This window comes from Algibacillus agarilyticus, from assembly GCF_003286125.1.
GTDB lineage: Bacteria > Pseudomonadota > Gammaproteobacteria > Enterobacterales > Alteromonadaceae > Algibacillus > Algibacillus agarilyticus.
This window is the reverse complement of sequence record NZ_QMED01000010.1, coordinates 25866-46585: the sequence shown is the minus strand read 5'-3', so window position 1 is coordinate 46585 and position 20720 is coordinate 25866. Positions and strand designations below refer to the sequence as shown.

Annotated in this window: 17 protein-coding genes; 4 read left to right on the top strand and 13 right to left on the bottom strand. The window is 39.2% G+C overall.

Translation table 11 applies throughout. The annotated features are described in order from the left end of the window. Nucleotides 1-207: 207 nt before the first annotated feature. Together DPX34_RS09750 and DPX34_RS09745 are read right to left on the bottom strand one after the other, a co-directional pair. Complete coding sequence (locus DPX34_RS09750; protein WP_111978238.1) at nt 208-1731, bottom strand: hypothetical protein; 1524 nt, start codon at nt 1729-1731, stop codon at nt 208-210. A gap of 95 nt (nt 1732-1826) precedes the next feature. Continuing rightward, a complete protein-coding gene (locus DPX34_RS09745; protein ID WP_111978237.1) occupies nt 1827-2192 on the bottom strand; it encodes a hypothetical protein in 366 nt (121 codons plus the stop codon). 424 nt (nt 2193-2616) lie between these two features. Here DPX34_RS09745 and DPX34_RS09740 point away from each other — a divergent pair, with 424 nt between their 5' ends. Continuing rightward, nucleotides 2617-3882: a 3-deoxy-D-manno-octulosonic acid transferase gene (locus DPX34_RS09740; RefSeq protein WP_157964682.1), complete on the top strand. Its 1266-nt coding sequence runs from the start codon at nt 2617-2619 to the stop codon at nt 3880-3882. Here DPX34_RS09740 and DPX34_RS09735 read toward each other — a convergent pair. Beyond that, nucleotides 3860-4588, bottom strand: a complete 729-nt coding sequence (locus DPX34_RS09735; protein WP_111978235.1) for a 3-deoxy-D-manno-octulosonic acid kinase — start codon at nt 4586-4588, stop codon at nt 3860-3862. The two genes, DPX34_RS09740 and DPX34_RS09735, sit on opposite strands and share 23 nt — an antisense overlap. Before the next feature lie 124 nt (nt 4589-4712). Between DPX34_RS09735 and DPX34_RS09730 the strand changes: the two genes are divergently transcribed. From DPX34_RS09730 to DPX34_RS09720, 3 genes are all read left to right on the top strand, one after another. After that, complete coding sequence (locus DPX34_RS09730) at nt 4713-5765, top strand: glycosyltransferase family 9 protein (protein WP_111978234.1); 1053 nt, start codon at nt 4713-4715, stop codon at nt 5763-5765. A gap of 255 nt (nt 5766-6020) precedes the next feature. After that, nucleotides 6021-6422: a c-type cytochrome gene (locus DPX34_RS09725; RefSeq protein ID WP_111978233.1), complete on the top strand. Its 402-nt coding sequence runs from the start codon at nt 6021-6023 to the stop codon at nt 6420-6422. Nucleotides 6423-6719: 297 nt separating this feature from the next. Beyond that, nucleotides 6720-9332: a bifunctional diguanylate cyclase/phosphodiesterase gene (locus DPX34_RS09720; RefSeq protein ID WP_198673671.1), complete on the top strand. Its 2613-nt coding sequence runs from the start codon at nt 6720-6722 to the stop codon at nt 9330-9332. Here the strand turns inward: DPX34_RS09720 and rep are convergent. From rep to coaE, 10 genes are all read right to left on the bottom strand, one after another. Continuing rightward, nucleotides 9296-11308 (bottom strand): DNA helicase Rep, encoded by a 2013-nt coding sequence (gene rep / locus DPX34_RS09715; RefSeq protein WP_111978231.1) that lies wholly within the window; start codon nt 11306-11308, stop codon nt 9296-9298. The two genes, DPX34_RS09720 and rep, sit on opposite strands and share 37 nt — an antisense overlap. A 674-nt stretch (nt 11309-11982) precedes the next feature. Next, nucleotides 11983-14061 (bottom strand): ATP-dependent DNA helicase RecG, encoded by a 2079-nt coding sequence (recG, locus tag DPX34_RS09710; RefSeq protein WP_111978230.1) that lies wholly within the window; start codon nt 14059-14061, stop codon nt 11983-11985. Between the two features lie 184 nt (nt 14062-14245). Beyond that, entirely contained in the window at nt 14246-14938 is a 693-nt protein-coding gene (trmH, locus tag DPX34_RS09705) for a tRNA (guanosine(18)-2'-O)-methyltransferase TrmH (RefSeq protein WP_111978229.1), read from the bottom strand. Nucleotides 14939-15108: 170 nt separating this feature from the next. Continuing rightward, a complete protein-coding gene (locus DPX34_RS09700; protein WP_111978228.1) occupies nt 15109-15501 on the bottom strand; it encodes a RidA family protein in 393 nt (130 codons plus the stop codon). An 11-nt stretch (nt 15502-15512) separates the two neighbouring features. Beyond that, nucleotides 15513-17615: a bifunctional GTP diphosphokinase/guanosine-3',5'-bis pyrophosphate 3'-pyrophosphohydrolase gene (gene spoT, locus DPX34_RS09695; protein WP_111978227.1), complete on the bottom strand. Its 2103-nt coding sequence runs from the start codon at nt 17613-17615 to the stop codon at nt 15513-15515. Nucleotides 17616-17880: 265 nt separating this feature from the next. Next, nucleotides 17881-18153, bottom strand: a complete 273-nt coding sequence (gene rpoZ, locus DPX34_RS09690; RefSeq protein WP_111978226.1) for a DNA-directed RNA polymerase subunit omega — start codon at nt 18151-18153, stop codon at nt 17881-17883. 63 nt (nt 18154-18216) lie between these two features. Then, nucleotides 18217-18852: a guanylate kinase gene (gene gmk, locus DPX34_RS09685; RefSeq protein WP_111978225.1), complete on the bottom strand. Its 636-nt coding sequence runs from the start codon at nt 18850-18852 to the stop codon at nt 18217-18219. A gap of 152 nt (nt 18853-19004) precedes the next feature. Further along, entirely contained in the window at nt 19005-19247 is a 243-nt protein-coding gene (locus tag DPX34_RS09680) for a DNA gyrase inhibitor YacG (protein ID WP_111978224.1), read from the bottom strand. 13 nt (nt 19248-19260) lie between these two features. After that, nucleotides 19261-20007, bottom strand: a complete 747-nt coding sequence (gene zapD, locus DPX34_RS09675; RefSeq protein WP_111978223.1) for a cell division protein ZapD — start codon at nt 20005-20007, stop codon at nt 19261-19263. A gap of 106 nt (nt 20008-20113) precedes the next feature. Next, complete coding sequence (coaE, locus tag DPX34_RS09670; protein ID WP_111978222.1) at nt 20114-20710, bottom strand: dephospho-CoA kinase; 597 nt, start codon at nt 20708-20710, stop codon at nt 20114-20116. Between the last annotated feature and the right edge of the window lie 10 nt (nt 20711-20720).

Genomic DNA, 20720 nt, shown 5'->3' with positions numbered 1-20720 from the left:
TGGTCTAACTATTTGATTGTAAAAATAAACTATCAGATAGAGCTTTTTAAACTCAAACGAACCTATCATCTAAATAGATTTTTTATTTTGTTTGAAAACGTCGGTTATAGCTGAATAATTCATCTTTATATTTATCCAAATATAAAGATGAATTATATTAAACCCTCCCACTTCTATACCTTGATTTTCATAACAAACCGAAATAAATTATAGAATAATGGTAGTTAGTAAATCTAAGAGTGCTATGTTTCTTTCCCTAGGATCCTGCTCAATATTAAAGCATGCTGATGGAATATTAGATTGCTCAGCATATGAGCTTATTCCATCAAAAGGGAATATACTTACAGAAGATACACTATTTTTAAGCTTAGTTTCAAACTTTCCAGGCCGATTAAATACTTCAACTGCACCTTTAAAGTCATTATCTGCATGTAAAAGCACGCATGTTTTATCTGGTATTGAAACACCCTGTGTTTGGTCGTTATAATTTGAAAAGGAATCAAGTGAAGGCACAAAGTTAACTGTTGGCGGAATAAAAATCACTTCTCCAGTAAGATTGCTATTTTTATGCAGTTGTACATATGAATCTTTAGTGCATGGCTTGCTAGTGTCTCCGGTTACTAAGTTAGCTAAGGATGTATCTAGAAATAATGAGCTAACAAGTTCTTCTCTAGGAACAAAACTACTTCGCGGTACATTAAAAAAACCACTCAAATCAGGAATGCCTGAGAATTGCGTGAAACCAAATGTATTAGAGTTATCACTTAAATTAATGTAGCTTAGGGATTTTGATTTAAAACCTTTCTCCTCAAATTGTAACAAACATCCTTTATTAGTTTTAATTTCCCCTATTTTATTATCATAATTACTTATACTGCTCAAATCACTTATTGAAAAATAAGTGAAATAAGCTTCATCTCTTTGCATTGTTGGTATTTTTTTATCCAAATTTTCTATTTTTTGTTTTGTAGATATTGAACCATCAATTTTAGGATTCAAAGATGGATCTTCACCACGCAATATGAGATCTCGGTAGTAATTAGTTCTTGGATCAAAATCAACAAAAAATCGCACTAGCTGAAAGGTATCGTTTTTTGGAGCATCCCAAGGTGGGAAACATGTTGAACTCTGAAGAAGCTCTTCTATAAAATCAGGAGTGCAAGTCCACCCTCGATCCATGTAATAAAAAATGTTTTTATCACCACTTTTACCTGGAGTTCTCTTTGCTTCTAATTTAGGGTGATGATCTCCTTTCTTGAAAATACCATAATCTAAAGCTTTGAGAGCCTTTGATCCCCCACTTAAATCTAAGTTAGAAGTAGCAGACCAAAGAATACTTATTACATCGCCCCAAAATTCAGGTGTGAATTGGTGTACTATATTAGGATTTAATTCAAAATAATCAGAACGAATATATGAGAAATCACCACCAGATAATGAGAGTTGAAGCCCTTCAACCTTAGGGGCAGGAACATTAAAAACAGCACTATAGCCTGGAACCTTCTCATAAGCATATAATTCAAGTAGCGCTCTAGATTTCAATGATGGATTAATATTTTCAGGGTTCTTAACTAATAACGGGGGGGCTATTAAAGCAAAATCTTGATTTTTAAAACCTGCAGGCGTTTTAATTTCAGGTGACAAGTTATAAAGTTGAGATCCAAACTCAGCTTTTGCTTCAATAGCTGCGAATAGCGAAAACAATACGCATAAAGCAAAAAAGTATTTCATTATTGTTATTTCCTTAATTCTAACTACGCTTCAAAATTAACTGAAAAAGTTCTCGTTAATTCCCAAGAACTCTTTATCTGTTTCAATAATTTTAATTAATCGTGAACTTTATATCCTTCGATTTTTGCACCTTCCGTTCTACAATACTCGTATTTTGTAACCCAAAGATCTACTTTTTTACCTGAATGATAAGCTGCTGCTATCCCTTTAATTATTTTATCAGAAAGAGCATTTTCCATATTTGGATAATAGAAGTGCCCCGCTTGAGCAGCAGAACAACCGAGTACAACTCCGTTTGAAAATCGATATACCGGAGAGGAATTTATCGTTTCAATATGTATTAAAGAAGGATCCCAGGTTGTACCATAAGCTTTAACTTCTAAATTTTTAACCCAATCACAACAACCTGCAAAAGAATTAAATGAAATGCATAACGATAAAGCACAAATAGTTTTTTTCATTTTAAATATTTTCCTTAATTATAAAAATCGACGCGAAGTGTATAGATTTACATAAAATAAACAACCCCTTAAAATAAGTTTGTGATTGACTGTTGTGCTGTCAATCTAGATAAATGCTGTCTATTCAATAATCGACTCGACATTCCGCGGCGTTTTTAGGAATAAATTTTATAGATGCTGCTCATGCAATTAATGATAATACTGTTTCTTTCTTCGATACTGATGACTACAATTGTCATCCCTGCGAAATAATGTTCTTAAACTATTAACAAAGAAACTAGGACGTTCAGTTACTAGGCTATAAATATTAAAATTTCGATAATTGGGGTTGATCAAAGTCGGATGCAAAATTTAATTACTAATAATCAAAGATTAAGTATTAAATGGTTTATGATGTCAGCCTTATTTTAATGAGGCCGTTATTTTGAATCGTTTTTTTTATAGTGCTTTTTTATATTTAATTTTTCCGCTGGTTTTAGTTTATTTTATTAAACGTGGTTTAAAAGATTCTCGTTATTTTCGTGGTTTTTTTCAACGCTTAGGTTTTTTTAAGTTTGAAAACGCAACGCAAGTTATTCATTTTCATTGTGCTTCATTAGGTGAAAGCAAGGCTGCTACTCCCTTAATAAAAGCGGTTAAAAAGGCTTTTCCTTCAACAACCATTGTTGTGACAAACACCACACCTGCCGGCTCGGCTGAAATTCGCCGTGCATTTTCATCACATGATGTTACGCAGTTATTAGCGCCGCTTGACTTTTTAGGGGCGGTTAAACGCTTTTGTCACCGAGTTAACCCGAGTGTTTCCATTTTTGTTGAAGTTGAGTTGTGGCCTAATTGGTTTGCCGCTTTAGCTAAAAATAATACACCTTGTATGATTGTTAATGGCCGCATGACTGAAAAATCATATAAAAAATATTCCGCTAAACCCGCTTTGTTTGATCCCTTGTTTAGTCAGCTTCACTGGGTTGGAGCGCAGTCTAGTAATGAAGCGGATCGTTATAAATGGCTTAATGTGCCTAAAGTCGAAGTCATGGGCAATATGAAATTTGAACTTGCGGTTTCAGCTCACTTAGATCACGAGCAAAAGGCGTTGAGTCATTTAGTTGAAACGCCACGCAAAATTTGGATGGCGGCGAGTGTGCATCCTGTGGAGTATCAACAGGTTATTAAAGCGCATCAATTATTACTGCAAACTCAGCCTGATGCGTTGTTATTACTGATGCCTCGTCATTCTGAGCGATTTGGTGAGGTTGCTCGTTATTTAGCTAATGAAAATATTAACTTTAAAACACGCAGCAGTGGCGAAAGCGTGGCATCAAACGATTGTATTTGGTTGCTTGATTCGATGGGTGAAGCAATGCCATTTTATCAACTGGCCTCTGTTGCTTATGTGGGAGGTAGTTTGGTTGATATTGGCGGGCATAATCCGCTTGAACCGGCGATATTAAGTAAACCTATTTTAATGGGGCCGTATTATGGTAACTGTGTTGAAATAGCCGAAGCGCTTAATGCTGAACAGGCATTACAGTTTGTGCACAATGAAGGCGAGCTAGCTGAACACCTTGAGATCTTGTTTTCTAACCCGTCTTTAATTGAAACAGGCGGTGAAGCCGGCTTGCAGTTTGTTAAGCATAATCAAGGTGCGGTTGATCGATGTTTGCAAGAAGTTAAGTCGCTACTAGCGCGTTAAAATAAGCTGACTCTAATGTAAGCCAAGCTTGTTCATTCCAATTTAGCTGGCTGTTTTTCATTTTTTCTTTATTAAATGAGCGTAAAAGTCGGCTCATATTGGCTTGTTGCCATTGGGTGGCAATCTTCTTTTTCTGCCCACGATCAAAATCGATTAACCAAACTTTTTTTTCATCATCGATCATAATGTTATGAATGTTTAAATCAGCATGATAGATACCAGCATTATGAAATTTAGCCAATGTTGTGCCAATCGTTTGCCAATCATTATCTGTGAGTATGTCGGTTAATAATCGTTGTGATAAATCTTGTGCATGCGGTATTTGCTGCATAATGATATCGGCACGGTAGAGGTGAAAGTTTTGACTTATTTTGGCTGCCACTGGAATTGGGACCGGTAAATTAAGTCGCTGCATTTCTTCTAGCAAAGCAAACTCACGATATACGCGTGTATTTTTTAAGCCTAAAAAGACATAGGCATCGGTTAATATCTTACCTATTAATCCGCCCCGGTAGTAATGTCTAAGTACATATTGAGTCTTATTTTCTTGAAAAAAATAAGTAATATTTCGACCTGCAGAATGACCCGTTATTTTTTTTTGTGCTTGCCAATGCGATGGTTTAAACCAATCAAGATTAATGTCGACAGGGCTGTCTTGCGCAGTGATGAGGTAAGCTTTTTCTTGTTTGGGTAAAATACTTGGCACGATTGCAATCTTTGCTAAATCAGGGATAACGGTATTTTACCTACTATTTTTATAAACTGCAGTGATAAAATTAAAGGCTGTCGGTATACTGCTTATTTTAAACTATCATAACGTAAACGTTTCTATGTCTAGTGTTGTACCTTCTTACCGCTCTATTTGTATTCTCAGGCTTTCTGCTATTGGTGATGTGTGTCATGCGGTGGCGAGTGTACAAGCTATTCAGCAATATTATCCCGATGCAAAAATCACTTGGGTTATTGGTCAAGTTGAGGCGATGCTCATCGGTGATTTACCTAATGTAAAGTTTATTATTTTTAATAAAAAACAGGGGCTCGCCGCCTATAAAAAATTAAGGCGCGATTTGCCGGAAACGTTCGATGTGTTGTTACATATGCAAGTCGCTCTGCGAGCAAACTTAGCAGCGATGGTGATTAAAGCCAAGCAAAAAATAGGTTTTAATAACGCATTAAGCAAAGAGCTGCATAGTTTGGCTGTTAATAAAACGATAAAACCTGTTGTACAGCCACATGTATATGATGGCTTTAAAGCATTTACCGCCGCGATTGGTGTGCCTGATTTTCAGCCTAAGTGGCAAATACCCATTTCTCAAGCCGATAAAACATGGGCTGCTGAACAAAAATCGCCGGACAAACCTTTATTTGTTATTGCTGCGGCGGCTAGCAAAGCTGAACGTAATTGGTTGCCAGAACGTTACGCCGAATTAGCTGACCATGCGGTTAAGCAAGGTTTTAACGTGATATTAAGCGGTGGGCCAACGACGATGGAAACGTCATTAGCGACCGCTATTATAAAAAACTGCCAAGTACCCGTGACTAATTTAGTGGGTCAAACAACGCTAAAGCAATTGCTTGCGTTGCTCGGCGAAGCCGATTTAGTTTTAGCGCCTGATACCGGGCCTGCACATATGGCGGTGACTCAACAAACTCCTGTCATTGGTTTGTACGCGCACAGCAACCCGGCTCGAACGGGGCCTTATCTTTATTTAGATTATGTCGTTGAGGTTTATCATCAGATGCTACAAGCGCAATTTGCTGTTTCGGCCGCGCAAGCCAAATGGGGGAAACGCGTAAAAGGTGAAAACTTAATGCAAGCTATCAGTGTCGATCGGGTGATTAAGATGTTCGATCGTGTGGTGCAAGAGAACAACCTTAAATAGTTAGCTTTACATTGAGCTGCAACATATAGTCTTCTCGCTCAGGTTTTATGGTTCATTGTCAGCGCTTACTCGCCCCAATCACATAGTAGAGCATATGCTCATGGGGTCTCGAAGCTTGACTGCTTCCCCCTAAAACCCGATCGCTTTGACTATAGAAAGGGATGAAAAATAAACACTCTCTAGCATCTTGAAGTTATTAAGGTATAATTGTGGGAGATTTTAAGAATTTTAAAAGCTTTGTTACGGAGTATCTTAGTGAGCCAATCAAAATTTATTGCAGCTAGCCTAGTTGCAGCTTTATTCAGCGCCAGTGTTTTTGCTACTGAAGTTGATTTAAGCGAAAAAGCAGTAAGCGAAAGAACACAGCCTGTTGGCTCTGTTTATATTGCCGGTGCGGAGCCTGAAAAAAAGGGCGGAGCAAGAGCCGGTTCTGATGTTTATAATTCTTTTTGTATTGCTTGTCACGGTGCGGGTGTGATGGGTGCACCAAAACCAGGTAATTCTGCTGATTGGCAGCCACGTCAGGCACAAGGCTTTGATGTGTTGCTTAAGCATGCCATAAACGGTTTTAATGCGATGCCAGCAAAAGGTTCATGTATGGACTGTTCTGACGATGAAATAAAAGGCGCAATTGAGCATATGCTTGAAGGTGTATAAACAAGATTAAATCTTGTTTTGTAATAAAGCTGCTTAGGCAGCTTTTTTTATGTCTGAAATCTTAAAAAATTCAATTTTTTGTGACTTGGTTGACACAAAATGGTTTAAAAAATATGTCTAATATGCTTAAAATGTGACCCGTTTAATTTTGGGTTAAATTTAATGCCGTATTAGCCGATACTATAACAAGACAAAATAATGGCAATATAACAAACGGTTGACTCTTTTAGGGTGTTTGATGAGTTAGTCATGTTTATTTGCGTGCTGCAAACGATAATAATAAAAATTAGTAGGCTAATGGAATTACCTGTAAGAGCATCTCGTTCAAAGCTTGTATCAACATTGTATAAAAGAGCTAAAAGTGTACAAGCTGCACTCATGCAAGTGTCAGAGCTTGCCAGTCATGTTACTGATATTAATGACTTTTACCCTCAGGCGCATCAAATCGTTACTCAGCTGATGGCCGTACCTAATTTTTATATTGTTTTTCGAGACCCTGATAATCGAGACATCAAAGTTGCTTACTTCTCAGATGAGCATCAAGACGAGACGTGTGATCATCTTTTAGTCTCATCTCTCTTTGAATACGGGTTAACCGGTTGGGTTGTTCGTAACAACAAGCCTTTACTTTGTAACCCTGAAAATAAAAAACAATTGTTAGAGTCAGGGCAAATCACGCAAGTGAGTACCGCATCACATAGCTGGTTAGGGGTGCCTTTATTAAGAAATGATAAAGCGATCGGCGCTTTGGTTATACAGTCTTACGATTGTGCTATTACGTTTAACCCGCGTGATACCAATGTTTTACAGTTTGTTGCTGATCATATTATTCATGCGATAGACCGAGTTAAACAAAAGCAATTGCTTGAATCTGAAATACAGCGGCAAACACTCGAACTCAAGCGTGCTAACTATGCGTTAAAAAGTGAAATTCAGCAGCGTAAACATTATGAAAAAGTACAAAATGCGTTAATTGAAATTAGTGAGCAATCTTGTGCCAGTCTAAGTTTGGCCCATTTTTATAAAAATGTGCACGAGATCTTAGCGCGGCTCATTCATGCTGATAATTTTTATGTAGCGCAATTAACGGATGATAATCACGATATATTTTTTCCTTATTATCAAGATACCTTCACAAGCAAGCCAAATCAGCGAGCCTTTGCACATGGCATGATTGAATTCGTCATTCGTTCAGGTGAGGCTCAGTTGTTTGATCATGAACGTTTAATGTTATTTAATCTTCGAGGTGAAGTGGCTTATGAGCCCACAGAATTACATCAGTTACAAGCTCAGGGCTTTACTGCGTGGTTAGGTGCCCCTTTAGTTATCGATGATAAAGTTGCGGGCGTTATTGCGGTACAAAGTTATAAACATGGTATTCGCTATCAAAAAGAAGATATCGAAATTATTCGTTATGTTGCTAATCATATTGGTTTAGCCATATTTAGAATCATGTCGCAACAAGCGTTAACTCGTTCAAATGAAGAACTAGAGCGTATTGTTAATGCGCGTACACAAGCGTTATATAATGTAAATCAAGATTTGTTTTTGCAAATTGAAGAACGTAAAAAAATCGAGGCTAAGCTATACCATGAAGCGCATCACGATACGTTAACGGGTTTACCCAACCGCGCTTTTTTTAGTCAAGCTCTGCGCCATAAAATAGTGACGTGTTCCGAATCTGATTGCGCGCTTTATTTTGTTTTGTTTATTGATTTAGATCGCTTCAAAATTATAAATGATACTTTTGGCCATCATGTTGGTGATGAGTTTTTAGTACAAGTGAGCCAACGGATCGCGAGTTGTTTGCAAAAAGATGATCTTTTGGCGCGCCTAGGTGGTGATGAATTTGTTATCTTGCTGAATTCTGCGTTGTCATTAAAAGATGCCGAAACGATTGCAGCACAGATTGTTGACGCTTTAACGGTGCCTTTTACGATTCAGGGCAATGAATTATATGCCGGTTCAAGTATTGGGTTGACTAGCTCATTACATAACTATACGTCTTCAACTGACGTTTTGCGTGACGCAGATGCGGCTATGTACGAAGCTAAAAATTTAGGTCGCGGTTGCTATGTGGTGTTTGATGAAAGTTTACACCAAGCTTTAGTTGATAAGTTATCGTTAGAAACTGAGCTGCGTCGTGCATTAAAACAAGAACAAGTTGAATTTGCTTTTCAGCCCATTGTTGATTTCTCAAAGCAAGAATTACTGGCTGTTGAAGCGCTTGCCCGTTGGCAGCATCCCACTCGAGGTTTGTTATTGCCAGATGATTTTATGGCGTTAGCCGAAGAAACTGGCGTTATTTTTGATATTGATATGTTAGCGCTTAAAGCCGCGATCCTGATTATTCAAAGTGACACTTTTGCCGATGAAAAAACGTTAGTCGCCGTGAATATAAGCGGACGAATTATACAAAATAATTCACAGTTAAAAGCGGTTGTTGCGCTTCTTGATGAAGCTAATATTGATAATAGCCGTTTAGTTTTGGAGTTTTCAGAAAATACATTAGCTGATTATGCCTCTGCTATTCAGGTTTTTGCTTTGCTTAAAAAAGTTGGGGTTAAAGTTGCGCTAGATGATTTTGGCGCCGGTAGTGGTTCTATGAACATTTTATTTTCGGCGGTGGTCGATTTCGTTAAGATTGATAAACAGGTCGTTGCAAAATTACCGGTCGATGAAAAAATACAAAATTTTACCGATATTGTGTTACAAATAGGTAAAACGGCTGACTATCGTGTTATTGCTGAAGGGGTTGAAAGCGCTCAAGAGTTTACTTGTTTGCAAAACCGAGGATGTCAGTTTGGGCAAGGACGTTATTTTCAATCGGCAGTTGAGTTGGTCAGTGCACTCGACACTGACCCTGAGGGCGCTTATGGTTTTAGCATTGCACGCAAATTAGCAATATGACTTGTGCCTTTTTCTTTACGTTGCTCTTCTGTTTGTTTGCGTTTAGTGAGTTCCCAGTCCAGATCATCTGGTGGTAGTTCGTGTAAAAATCGACTGGGTTCCGTTTTTATTGTTTCTCCGTATTGGCGTCGCTCTTTTGCCATCGTAAAAATGAGTTCATGTTGCGCTCGGGTAATACCAACATAAGCTAAACGTCGTTCTTCTTCTTCGTTACCTTCATCTATACTCACTTGATGAGGTAATAAGCCTTCTTCCATTCCAACAATAAAAACAAAAGGAAACTCTAACCCTTTTGAGGCATGCAGCGTCATTAATTGTACTTGATCGGCTTCATCTTCCCCTTCGTTTTGTTCCATCATTTCGCGTAACGTTAAACGGGTAACCGTTTCTTTTAACGTCATTGGGTCATGTTCATCATCACCTTTGAGCATGCCGCTGATCCAGCTAAAAAGTTGGCTAACGTTTTTCATGCGCATTTCAGCTGCTTTTCCACTAGGAGATGTCTCGTATAGCCATTCTTCATACCCAGATTGCTTAATAAGGTCACGAACTGCATCTAAGGGTTCACCTCGCTGTGAACGATCATCTAATTCGACTAACCAGCGTGTAAAGCGTTGTAAATTAACTAAGCGTTTACCATTAAGGTGTTGCTCTAAACCAAGCTCGAAACTCGCAGCAAACAAACCTATATGACGCATATTGGCGTATTGCCCAAGCTTTTCGAGTGTAGCGGGGCCTATCTCTCTTTTGGGTACGTTAACAATGCGTAAAAAGGCATTGTCGTCATCTGGGTTCGCTAACACCCTCAAATAAGCCATGATGTCTTTAATTTCTGCTCGCGCGAAGAATGACTGCCCACCACTTATTTTGTAGGGGATCCGGTTAGTCATTAGCAGTTTTTCAAAAACGCGTGATTGATGGTTGCCTCGATAAAGAATGGCGTAATCTTTGTAAGATGTGCGCTTCATAAAGCGATGACTAATCAATTCCGCGACGACGCGTTCAGCTTCGTTTTCTTCATTTTTGGCGACGAGAACGCGAATGATCTCGCCGTATTCTAAATTCGCTTTTAATTTTTTATCGTAAACGTGCGGGTTATTGGCTATCAAAATATTCGCCGCATGCAAGACCCGCCCGCAAGAGCGGTAATTATCTTCGAGTTTAATCAGTTTTAAACGCGGAAAATCATCACCTAATTTAACTAAATTTTGTGGTTTTGCACCGCGCCAGCTATAAATTGATTGATCATCGTCCCCGACGACGGTAAACAAACCGCGTCGGCCGACAATTTGTTTAACCAACTCATATTGGCTGCTGTTGGTATCTTGGTATTCATCTACAAGTAAGTAACGTATTTTTTGCTGCCAACGATCACGAACATCTTCATTTTGTTTAAGTAATAAGGTGGGAACTAATATTAAATCATCAAAATCAAATGCGTTATAAGCGGCAAGTAAGCGATTATATTTTTCATAACTTTCGGCTAAAAATATTTCATCAGGGCCGACGGCGTGTTTGAGTGCTTGTGGTGGCAATATTAAATCGTTTTTCCAGTTTGAGATCTGGCTTTGTAACATGCGCAGCTTATCTTTATCACCCTCTAATGTTTTTTCAGTTAGTTCTTTTAAAAGAGCCATGCTGTCTTGTGCATCAAATAATGAAAACCCGGCTTTAATGCCGAGTGTTTTGATTTCTTTTTTTATTATTTCAAGCCCGAGGGTATGGAACGTTGAAATAATGAGTCCACGACCTTTACCTTTAGGTAGAGACTGGCTAACACGCTCGCGCATTTCGCGTGCCGCTTTGTTGGTGAATGTAACGGCGGCAATGTTTTTTGCTTGATAGCCACAGGTTAGAATCATATGGGCAATTTTGGTGGTTATTACACGTGTTTTGCCACTACCGGCACCCGCAAGTACTAAACAGGGACCGGTAACATATTTAACGGCTTCATCTTGCGAGGGATTTAATTTCATAGTTTAACCAATATCATAAAACGGAGAGTCACTGATTTACACAGTGATTAAGTAACGGGTGTGAAGTTTAACTGACAAGCTAGTGGTTGCAAAGCCTCTGACGGAGGAAGTCTGTTAATATTGCGAGATAAAGCATGCCAGCTAGGTGTACAAGCCTAACTGGCGTTACTTGAAGATAGCCGCCGTCCTTAGCAGCTCAGTTGAGACTGTTTTGCTTTATGTTTAATGACTTAACGATAAAGCAAAGCAGCAGTGTTAATGTTTACTGCTGCTTGAATAAAAAGCGCCGACGCCTGGAGCCATTCAGACGCGTCGCTTGCCACGGAGATGGTTTAAGAATCATTTCAAGTGTGTTTCCTTTTCCTTGCTATTTACATACATAACACAACCTATTTTATTTACTTTCAAATGGCTATGGCGTTAATGAGTAGACGCCTCATAAAGCCTGTGTAAACCAAAGTGAGAACCTGCACTCACCACATTTATCTATGTAAATAGCACGCGAAATCCTTTCGCTTTTTAGTTTTCTATTGTTGATATTAATTCTCAATTGCGTTTAGGTTAGCGGCTCTCAATTATAAAATCAAGTTTTATTGAAAATAATTATCATTTAGATTTAAGTGCTCTGAACTAGCATGTTGCAGTGACTTGGGTAGAGAGCTCATTTTTATAAATTAAGCGTTAGAATAGATAGCGCGATCGCCTATCCAGCGAGAAATCAAGAGAGGGACGGCATCTGGATATTGTTGAATAAGCAATAAAGCCAGTTTTCTGGCGGGTTGAATAAGCTGGCTATCGCGAACTAAATCGGCGATTTTAAATTGCATATCCCCCGTTTGACGTGTCCCTAGTAGTTCACCTGGTCCTCGTATTTCTAGGTCTTTTTCAGCAATATAAAACCCGTCGTTGCTTTCACGCATAACCGCTAAGCGTTGTTGGGCAATTTTTGAAATAGGGGGGTTATACATTAGTACACAATGGCTAGCGGTTGCCCCACGTCCAACTCGACCTCTTAGTTGATGTAACTGGGCTAGCCCTAAGCGCTCAGGATTTTCAATAATCATTAAGCTAGAATTGGGTACATCTACGCCCACTTCAATCACCGTTGTCGCGACAAGCAAATGCATTTTACCTTGCTTGAACTCCTGCATGACTTGCTGCTTTTCACCTGCTTTCATTCTACCGTGTATTAAACCAATAGAAAGCTGAGGTAATTGTTCTTTTAGTTGTTCAGCGGTATCTTCAGCCGCCTGACATTGCAACGTTTCAGACTCTTCAATTAACGTGCAAACCCAATATGCTTGACGGTTTTCGTTTAAACAAGCCTGATGCACTCTTTCGATGACTTCAGCTCGCCGTGTGTTAGGTAAAACAACCGTTTTAACGGGGGTACGACCTGGCGGTAATTCGTCAATAATTGATGTTGTTAAATCGGCGTAAGCGGTCATTGCTAAGGTTCGTGGGATCGGGGTTGCAGTCATAATGAGTTGATGCGGCACTAAACCATTCTGAGTGCCTTTCTCACGTAAACTCAAACGTTGATGCACGCCGAATCTGTGTTGCTCATCGACAATAATAAAAACAAGATCGGCAAATTCGACGTTAGCTTGAAAAAGCGCATGAGTCCCCACTATCATTTTGCTTTCGCCGCTCGCAATTCGCGCAAGTGCTTCGCGTTTTTGTTTTGCGGTTAATTTACCGGCTAACCAATCGACTTGAATGCCAAGTGGTTTTAACCATTGGGTAAACGTTATTACGTGTTGCTCGGCTAAAATCTCTGTCGGTGCCATTAAAGCGACTTGTTTACCTTGAGCTAATGCAGATAAGCTCGCTAATAATGCGACTAATGTTTTGCCAGATCCGACATCCCCTTGTACTAAGCGCATCATGGGGTAGGCGTTTTGCATATCTTGTTGTATTTCGTTGGTGACACGCTGCTGTGCTTGTGTGGGTTTAAAAGGTAATGCAGCCAAAAATTGATCTATTAGCGGCTCATTAAGTGATATCGCTAAGCTCGGTTGGTTTTGACTGTGTTGCCGTAGCTTGAGCATGCTTAAGTTATGGGCAAGTAATTCTTCCATCGCTAAACGTTGTTGCGCTGGATGTTCGCCAGATTCTAACTCTTCTAGAGACACGCTTGCGGGTGGGCGATGTAAAAGTTTAATCGCTTCAACGAGCGTTATTTGTTGAGGTAACAAGCTATTCGGTATCAACTCTTCAACGGTCTGTGTGTTTAAGTGTTTGAGCGCCGCATCGGTGAGTTTACGTAACACGTTTTGTTTAACACCATCGGTCGCATGATATACCGGCGTCATGTGTTCTTCTACGGTGCCGCTTTCAACTTCCGTCAAACGGTATTCAGGGTGAATAATTTCCCAACCATGATGACCTCGTTTTACCTCACCAAATGCTTTGATTACCTTACCTATCTGCATTTGATTTTTTTGACCTGCATTAAAATTAAAAAAACGCAGAGTGATTGAGCCTGTTCCATCGCTTATTCGGCAAGTGAGCATGCGCCGTTTACCAAAAACAATATCTGTTTTTTCTACTGTACCTTCAACGGTGGCGAATATTTCGGGTATAAGCTCGCATATTGGGTAAATGCGCGTACGGTCTTGATAACGATAAGGCAGATGAAAGAGTACATCTTCAATAGAATGTAGATGCAGGTTAGCTAATTTTTCGGCTAGTTTAGGGCCAACACCAGAAAGGTTGGTCACGGGAATGTTAGCTAAGCTGCTTATACTCATAATAAGACTGTTTATTTATCCATGCTTTTTTATAGGTTAGCATGGATTTGTTGATTAACCAAAAATTGGTATGTTATCTACCATGATGACTGGTCATCTTTTAGAGCACCGGATGGATGCATTTTATACATCTGCTGATGCGGGAGTACCTCTTAGGTAAGGCAACCTGTTGAAGGTTGAGTGGTTACCAAGCCGATTTATCCATTTGCATTTTTTGCCACCATTCATCACTGGCTATTATTTCGCCTAATTCATTAATGTCAGGGTAAGGTAAACCTTTACGGTGACAAGCATTGGCAAATATAGGATGAGCACCTTCAAACATGACACGATCTCGTTCGCTTTTAGCCAGTTTGGGAGTGTCGTACATGCCTGCCGCTTGGCGTTGACGTTGTGCTTCATATAAAACAAGTGCATTTGCAACCGATACATTAAGTGATTGCACCATACCGACCATAGGAATGACGATGCAATGATCAGCTTGAGCGATCGCATTTTCTGAGATACCAAATTTTTCAGTACCTAGCATGATTGCGGTTGGTTTGGTGTAATCAACGTCGCGATAATCGACTGAGTCATCAGATAAATGCGTGGCTAAAATTTGCATGTTTTCAGCTTTTAGGGTTTTTATTGCACTATCAACATCGTAATGTGAAACCACATCAACCCAGTTTTGACTACCGCTTGCCGTCGCATTACCTAGACGAGAATCTTCATTTGCCCATATGGCATGCATTCTGTGAACACCAACGGCATCGGCGGTTCTAACAACGGCCGATAAATTATGAGCTTTATGCACTCGTTCCATACAAACGGTCAGGTCAGGTTGACGTTTATCGAGTAACTGATTGATGCGTTGAATACGTGGAGATGTCATAAATACGTTTAACCAAAATCTTGTTTATTTAAATAATTGTCGTTTGTAATACGTTATCAGCGCATTAACCTTGGTGAGAATTATACCTGAGTTACTTAGAAATAAATATTTAGGCTGAATATAAAAAAACCGCCTTAAGCGGTTTTCTGCGTTTTTATTGAACCCTGATTTTAGTTTGTGCTAGGTAGCTCTAAAATACCATCAATTTCGATTTTTGCACCGCGAGGTAATTGGCTAATACCAATCGCTGCACGAGCTGGATAAGGTTGTTTAAAGTGTTTGGACATGATTTCATTGACGGTGGCGAAGTTAGCAAGATCAAGCAAGAATATATTAACTTTAACCATGTTATTGAGTTCTCCACCTGCGGCTTCACAAACGGCTGCGAGGTTTTTAAAAACTTGCTCAGCTTGCTCTGCAAAGTCTTCACTGTTTAATTCCATGGTTTCTGGCTCTAAAGGTATTTGACCTGATAAATAAACGGTTGTGCCAATTTTTACTGCTTGGCTGTAAGTGCCTATAGCCGCTGGTGCACGATCGGTTGATATAATTTGCTTAGACATGTAAACCTCTATTATTTTTTATGGCGTGAAATACGTCTAACTTCTTCTATGTGACGTACTTTTTTAAGTATTTGAGCTAAATGTACACGATCCGTTACCGTGGTAACGAGGTCGACATTATACAAGTAACTATCTTTTTCTTCCGAATGCATACTAATGATATTAGAGCCTAAACGGGCTATTGCGGCCGTTATTTTGGCCAATGCCCCTTGAACATTGAGCATTTCAATACGCAGGTAAACAGGGAATTCATCTTCTGATGTATTGTCCCAGCTAACTTGAGTGTATTTAGAAGGCGATTCATCGTGATCTTTAACGTTGTGGCAGTTTTCTAAGTGTACAACTAAGCCTTTACCTGGACTGACGTGAGCGATGATTTGATCACCAGGAATAGGTCGACAGCATTTTCCAAAGCTAACCAGTAAACCGTTAGAACCACGTATTGTGACTTTATGTTTAGTGGGATCATTTTCATCTCGCGATGTACCTAATAGCTTTTGGGCAATCACCACGGCCATTAAGTTACCTAAGCCGATTTCGGCTAATAATTGATGGAATGTATTGAGTTTGGCTTCTTCTAATACAGTCTCTAAACGAGCTTCAGGAATTTTGTTTAATTCCATATCACCGAGTGCTACTTTTAATAAACGCTTACCCAGTTCTACGGCCTCTTCGCCTTTTAAGTTTTTAAGGTAGTTTCGGATACTTAATCGGGCTTTAGCGGTAATAACAAAGTTAAGCCAGTTGGCATTAGGCCTTGCACCAGGGGCTGTTTTTATTTCAACGGTTTGGCCGGTGCGTAAACTTAAGTTTAATGGGTGTGGTTTACGATCGACTCGAGCACCAATACAGGTGTGGCCAACATCTGTATGCACTGCAAAAGCAAAGTCAACCGGCGTAGCACCTTTAGGTAATTCAATTATGCGACCATCTGGCGTGAATACGTATATTTCATCGGGGAATAAATCGGATTTAACCGTATCAATGAATTCGAATGAGCTACTCGCATTTTGCTGTAATTCAACCAAACTTTGCACCCAGCGGCGGGCTCTTATTTGTGCTGTTGTGTCTGAGGTATCGCATTCTTGTTTGTATAACCAATGAGCCGCAACCCCCATATCGGCGATGGTTTCCATATCTTGGGTGCGAATTTGGATTTCGAGTGGAATACCGTGCGGGCCAATTAAACTGGTATGCAATGATTGGTAGCCATTAATTCGAGGAATGGCGATGTAATCTTTAAAACGCATATCTACCGGTTTGTATAGATTATGCACAACACCCAAAGTGCGATAACAGGTATCGATATTTTCAACTATAACTCTAAAAGCATAAATATCCATTATTTCACCAAACTGTAGCTCTTTGTTTTTCATTTTTTTATATAAGCTATAGAGGTGTTTTTCTCTACCTTTAATTTGGCATTTTATGTTTGATTCTTTAATACGCTCACTGATTTCAGAGCGAATTTTTTCAATTATTTCTTTGCGATTACCCCGTGCTTTTTTTACCGCGCTGTTTAATGCTCGATAACGCATAGGGTGCATTGCTTGAAAACCTAAATTTTCAAGCTCATTTTTAATATCGTGAATACCTAAGCGGTGCGCAATTGGGGCGTAAATTTCAAGTGTTTCGAGAGCAATGCGGCGGCGTTTGTCAGGACGTAATGCGCCTAATGTGCGCATATTGTGTGTGCGATCAGCCAGTTTAATTAAGATAACTCGAATATCTTGTACCATTGCCATCATCATTTTACGGAAGTTTTCAGCTTGAGCTTCTTGTTTATTCCTAAAATGAATTTTGTCGAGTTTACTAACACCTTCAACTAAATCAGCAACCGTTTGCCCAAATTGCTCGGCAAGGTCATCTTTGGTGACATGTGTATCTTCTATAACATCATGAAGCAAAGCGGCTGATAGCGTTTCATGATCAAGGTGCATATTGGCCAAAATACGAGTAACGGCAACTGGATGAGTAATGTAAGGCTCACCGCTGCTTCGCTCTTGTCCTGTGTGTGCATCGCGCGCCACAATATAAGCTTGTTTGATCTGGTTAACGAGTTCAGGTGCAAGGTAACTAGTAACTTGCGCATGTAAATCTTCAAATAAATGCACTAGGGCTCCGCAGTATCGATATTATCGTTATAAATTGGTTATGCCTGTTAGGCAGTAACGTAATATAATCTAGGTAAAACCGAGGTGTTTTTTAATCACTTTTAGTATTGAATATTGATTATCAATACGCACATACATTTGAGTATATAGCCGATGTTAAACGAGATAAAGTTGCGATTGCTTCTTTTTAATCTCGGGCGTGTATATTTTTACAAGGCATAAAAAAACCGAGTGTAACACTCGGTTTTTTTCATAACGGATAAAATTAGTTGTTGCCAGCAATCGCTGCAACCGCTGCTAATTCATCAGCTTCTTGACGTGCTGTTTCAGCGCGATCATGACCATCCATAATTTCGTTGCTGATTACACCTGCTTCGATTTCTCGTAATGCCACAACCGTTGGTTTGTCATTACCTGCTTCTACTAAAGGTTCTCTGCCTTCAGAAGCAATCTGACGAGCACGACGTGCTGCGGTCAAAATTAAATCAAAGCGATTTCCTGCTTGTTCTACTGCGTCTTCAACGGTTACGCGAGCCATGGAATTCTCCGCTACATAAATTAAGTCTAAAATAAGACTGGCTAGTTTAGCTGAACTAATCGATTACGCCAATAGGTCTGCTAATAAGTTTGCATGTTTTTTAGCTTGTTTCGCTTGTTTTGTTCGTTCAGCTCGCAAAATAGCACTTAAATCAACTAAAGCCTGTTTAAAGTCGTCGTTTATTATTAAATAATCAAACTCATCATAATGTGACATTTCACTTTTAGCTTGAGACATGCGTTGTGCAATTATCTCAGCGCTGTCTTGACCTCGCTGATTTAAGCGTTGCTCTAATTCGGCGCTTGAAGGCGGTAAAATGAAAATAGTTTTTGCCGTTGGCATCATTTTTTTGACTTGACGCGCGCCCTGCCAATCGATATCCAGAAATACATCGATGCCCTGAGCAAGCTGTTCTTCAATTGCATTTTTTGACGTGCCATAGAAATGACCAAAGACTTCTGCCCATTCAAAAAAAGCATCTTCAGCGATCAAGCGTTTAAATTCAGCTTGTTCGACAAAGTGATAATGCTGGCCGTTTTCTTCACCGGGTCTTGGTTTTCGGGTGGTGTGCGACACAGAAACATTCGTTATATTACTTATTTCAGAATCTGGTTCTTGTGTTAAATAGGCTTTAATTAAGCTCGATTTTCCAGCTCCACTTGGTGCTGAAATCACATATAAGGTGCCCGTTGCGTTCATGTTTGACTGCCATTGGTAAATTAAGCGGCCTATGATAGCGCAAGCGTTAATTACACACCACTTTAAGATATCCACTCTAAGTTAAAAAGTGCTAACGTTAGTGTGTTTTAACTTAGGTTTATTTAACTTAGGCTGCTTTTACTCGGCTGAGTTTAATCAATAAAAAAGCCATCGCCGTTTTTAGATAAACGTTGTAGCTCTTCTTCAATATCAAACTCGTCAACTTGACCCATTATCGCTTGTTTTTGTGTTTGACCTTTAATAACTCGCGTTTCAGAAGCCCATTCACCTAAATCCGTTAACTTACAGCGTTCTGAACAGAAAGGTTTAAAGGTTGATTTTGAATCTAGTGTGAATTTAGTTTGGCAGGTTGGACAGTTTATTTTCAACATGATTTATTTAGTATTTTTAACAACAGGTTAGCGTAAAAGGGATATCGTCATCTATAGCTGATTTGCCTTGTTCGGTACAAATTTCCATAAATCGAATAGAATATCGGTGCTTGTTACCACTCACTGTTGGGTAGGTTTGCATTGTTGATTCTATTTCAATTTGAATCAGTTCGTTATTTTCTGTGGCGTCTTGAAAGCTACCATTAACGGCTACTTCTTGGCGTTTTTTGCCGCCTTCACGCACAAATTTTAATTCAAGCCCAACAACTTGATCAAGAATGGCTAAATATTTTAACCACTTATCAAGGTCTGCTTGTTTACTGTCATCATCAAGATTTAACCAATGATGTAAGTGCGGTAAATCAAAGCAACAAGTGCCACCTGGTATATTAAAGCGTTGACGAATTGAACTTAAAAATTTGTCGTCTTTGATTTCTGCGCCTAAACGACCCGATTTAGATAAAGCATCGGTAGCGACAATGACTTGTTGTAATAAATCACTTATGGCTGAATCATCAATATCTGGGTGTTGAGCCCAAGCGACTAAGTTTTTTTCATGTTTTTCTAAATCTTTAAGTAAGTCAGTACGGAGGTCTCCGCGTTCTATCACTTCTGAAATAGCGAAATACGCTTCAAAAAAATTAATCAGTGATTTTTCATTTAGATTTTGAGCATTCACATGCATGCGTAACATTAAATGTTCGATGCGAAGGTAGGTGCGGATTTTCTCGTTTAACGGAAATTCGTATTTAGTGAATACCATGATGATCTTTATTCTTATTATTGATTTAGTGTTAGCGGCTCTGAGTGAATATTAACCTATTTCGCATTAATTTTCTTGTCTGATCTCTTGTTTGAACAGTCCGAGTTTAGATCATTGATAAATAAAATTCATGTAATTTATTGATCTTTTGTTTAAGTAGCGCTAATGACGTGTCATTCTCGATAATATCATCGGCTAAAGCCTGTCTTTCTGTTCTACTCGCTTGTGACTTTATTATACTTTCAATGAGTTTTTGTGTATTACCGTCGCGTTGCATTGCACGTTCTATTTGCAGTGATTCAGGACAATCGATAACTAGAACTCTATCGCACAAATTAAATGATTTATTTTCAATTAATAAAGGCACTGCAACAATTACATAAGCAGAGTTCGCTTTGGCTATTTGCTGCTGCATCGTTTGATTGATAATGGGATGGAGTAGGGCATTAAGCCATTGTTTGTCTGTGGGGGAGTTAAAAATGATATGACGTAACTCTGCTCGGTTGAGTGTGCCGTCAGCATTAAGAATTTTTTGCCCCCAACGTTGAGCTATTTTATCTAAACTTGGGGTGCCGATATCAACCACGTCACGTGCCACCATATCGGCGTCAACTATTGATATCTTGTTATCGGCAAATATTTGAGTTGCAGCTGTTTTACCAGAGCCAATGCCGCCTGTTAAACCGATCCGTAATGCCGACATTGCTCTCTGT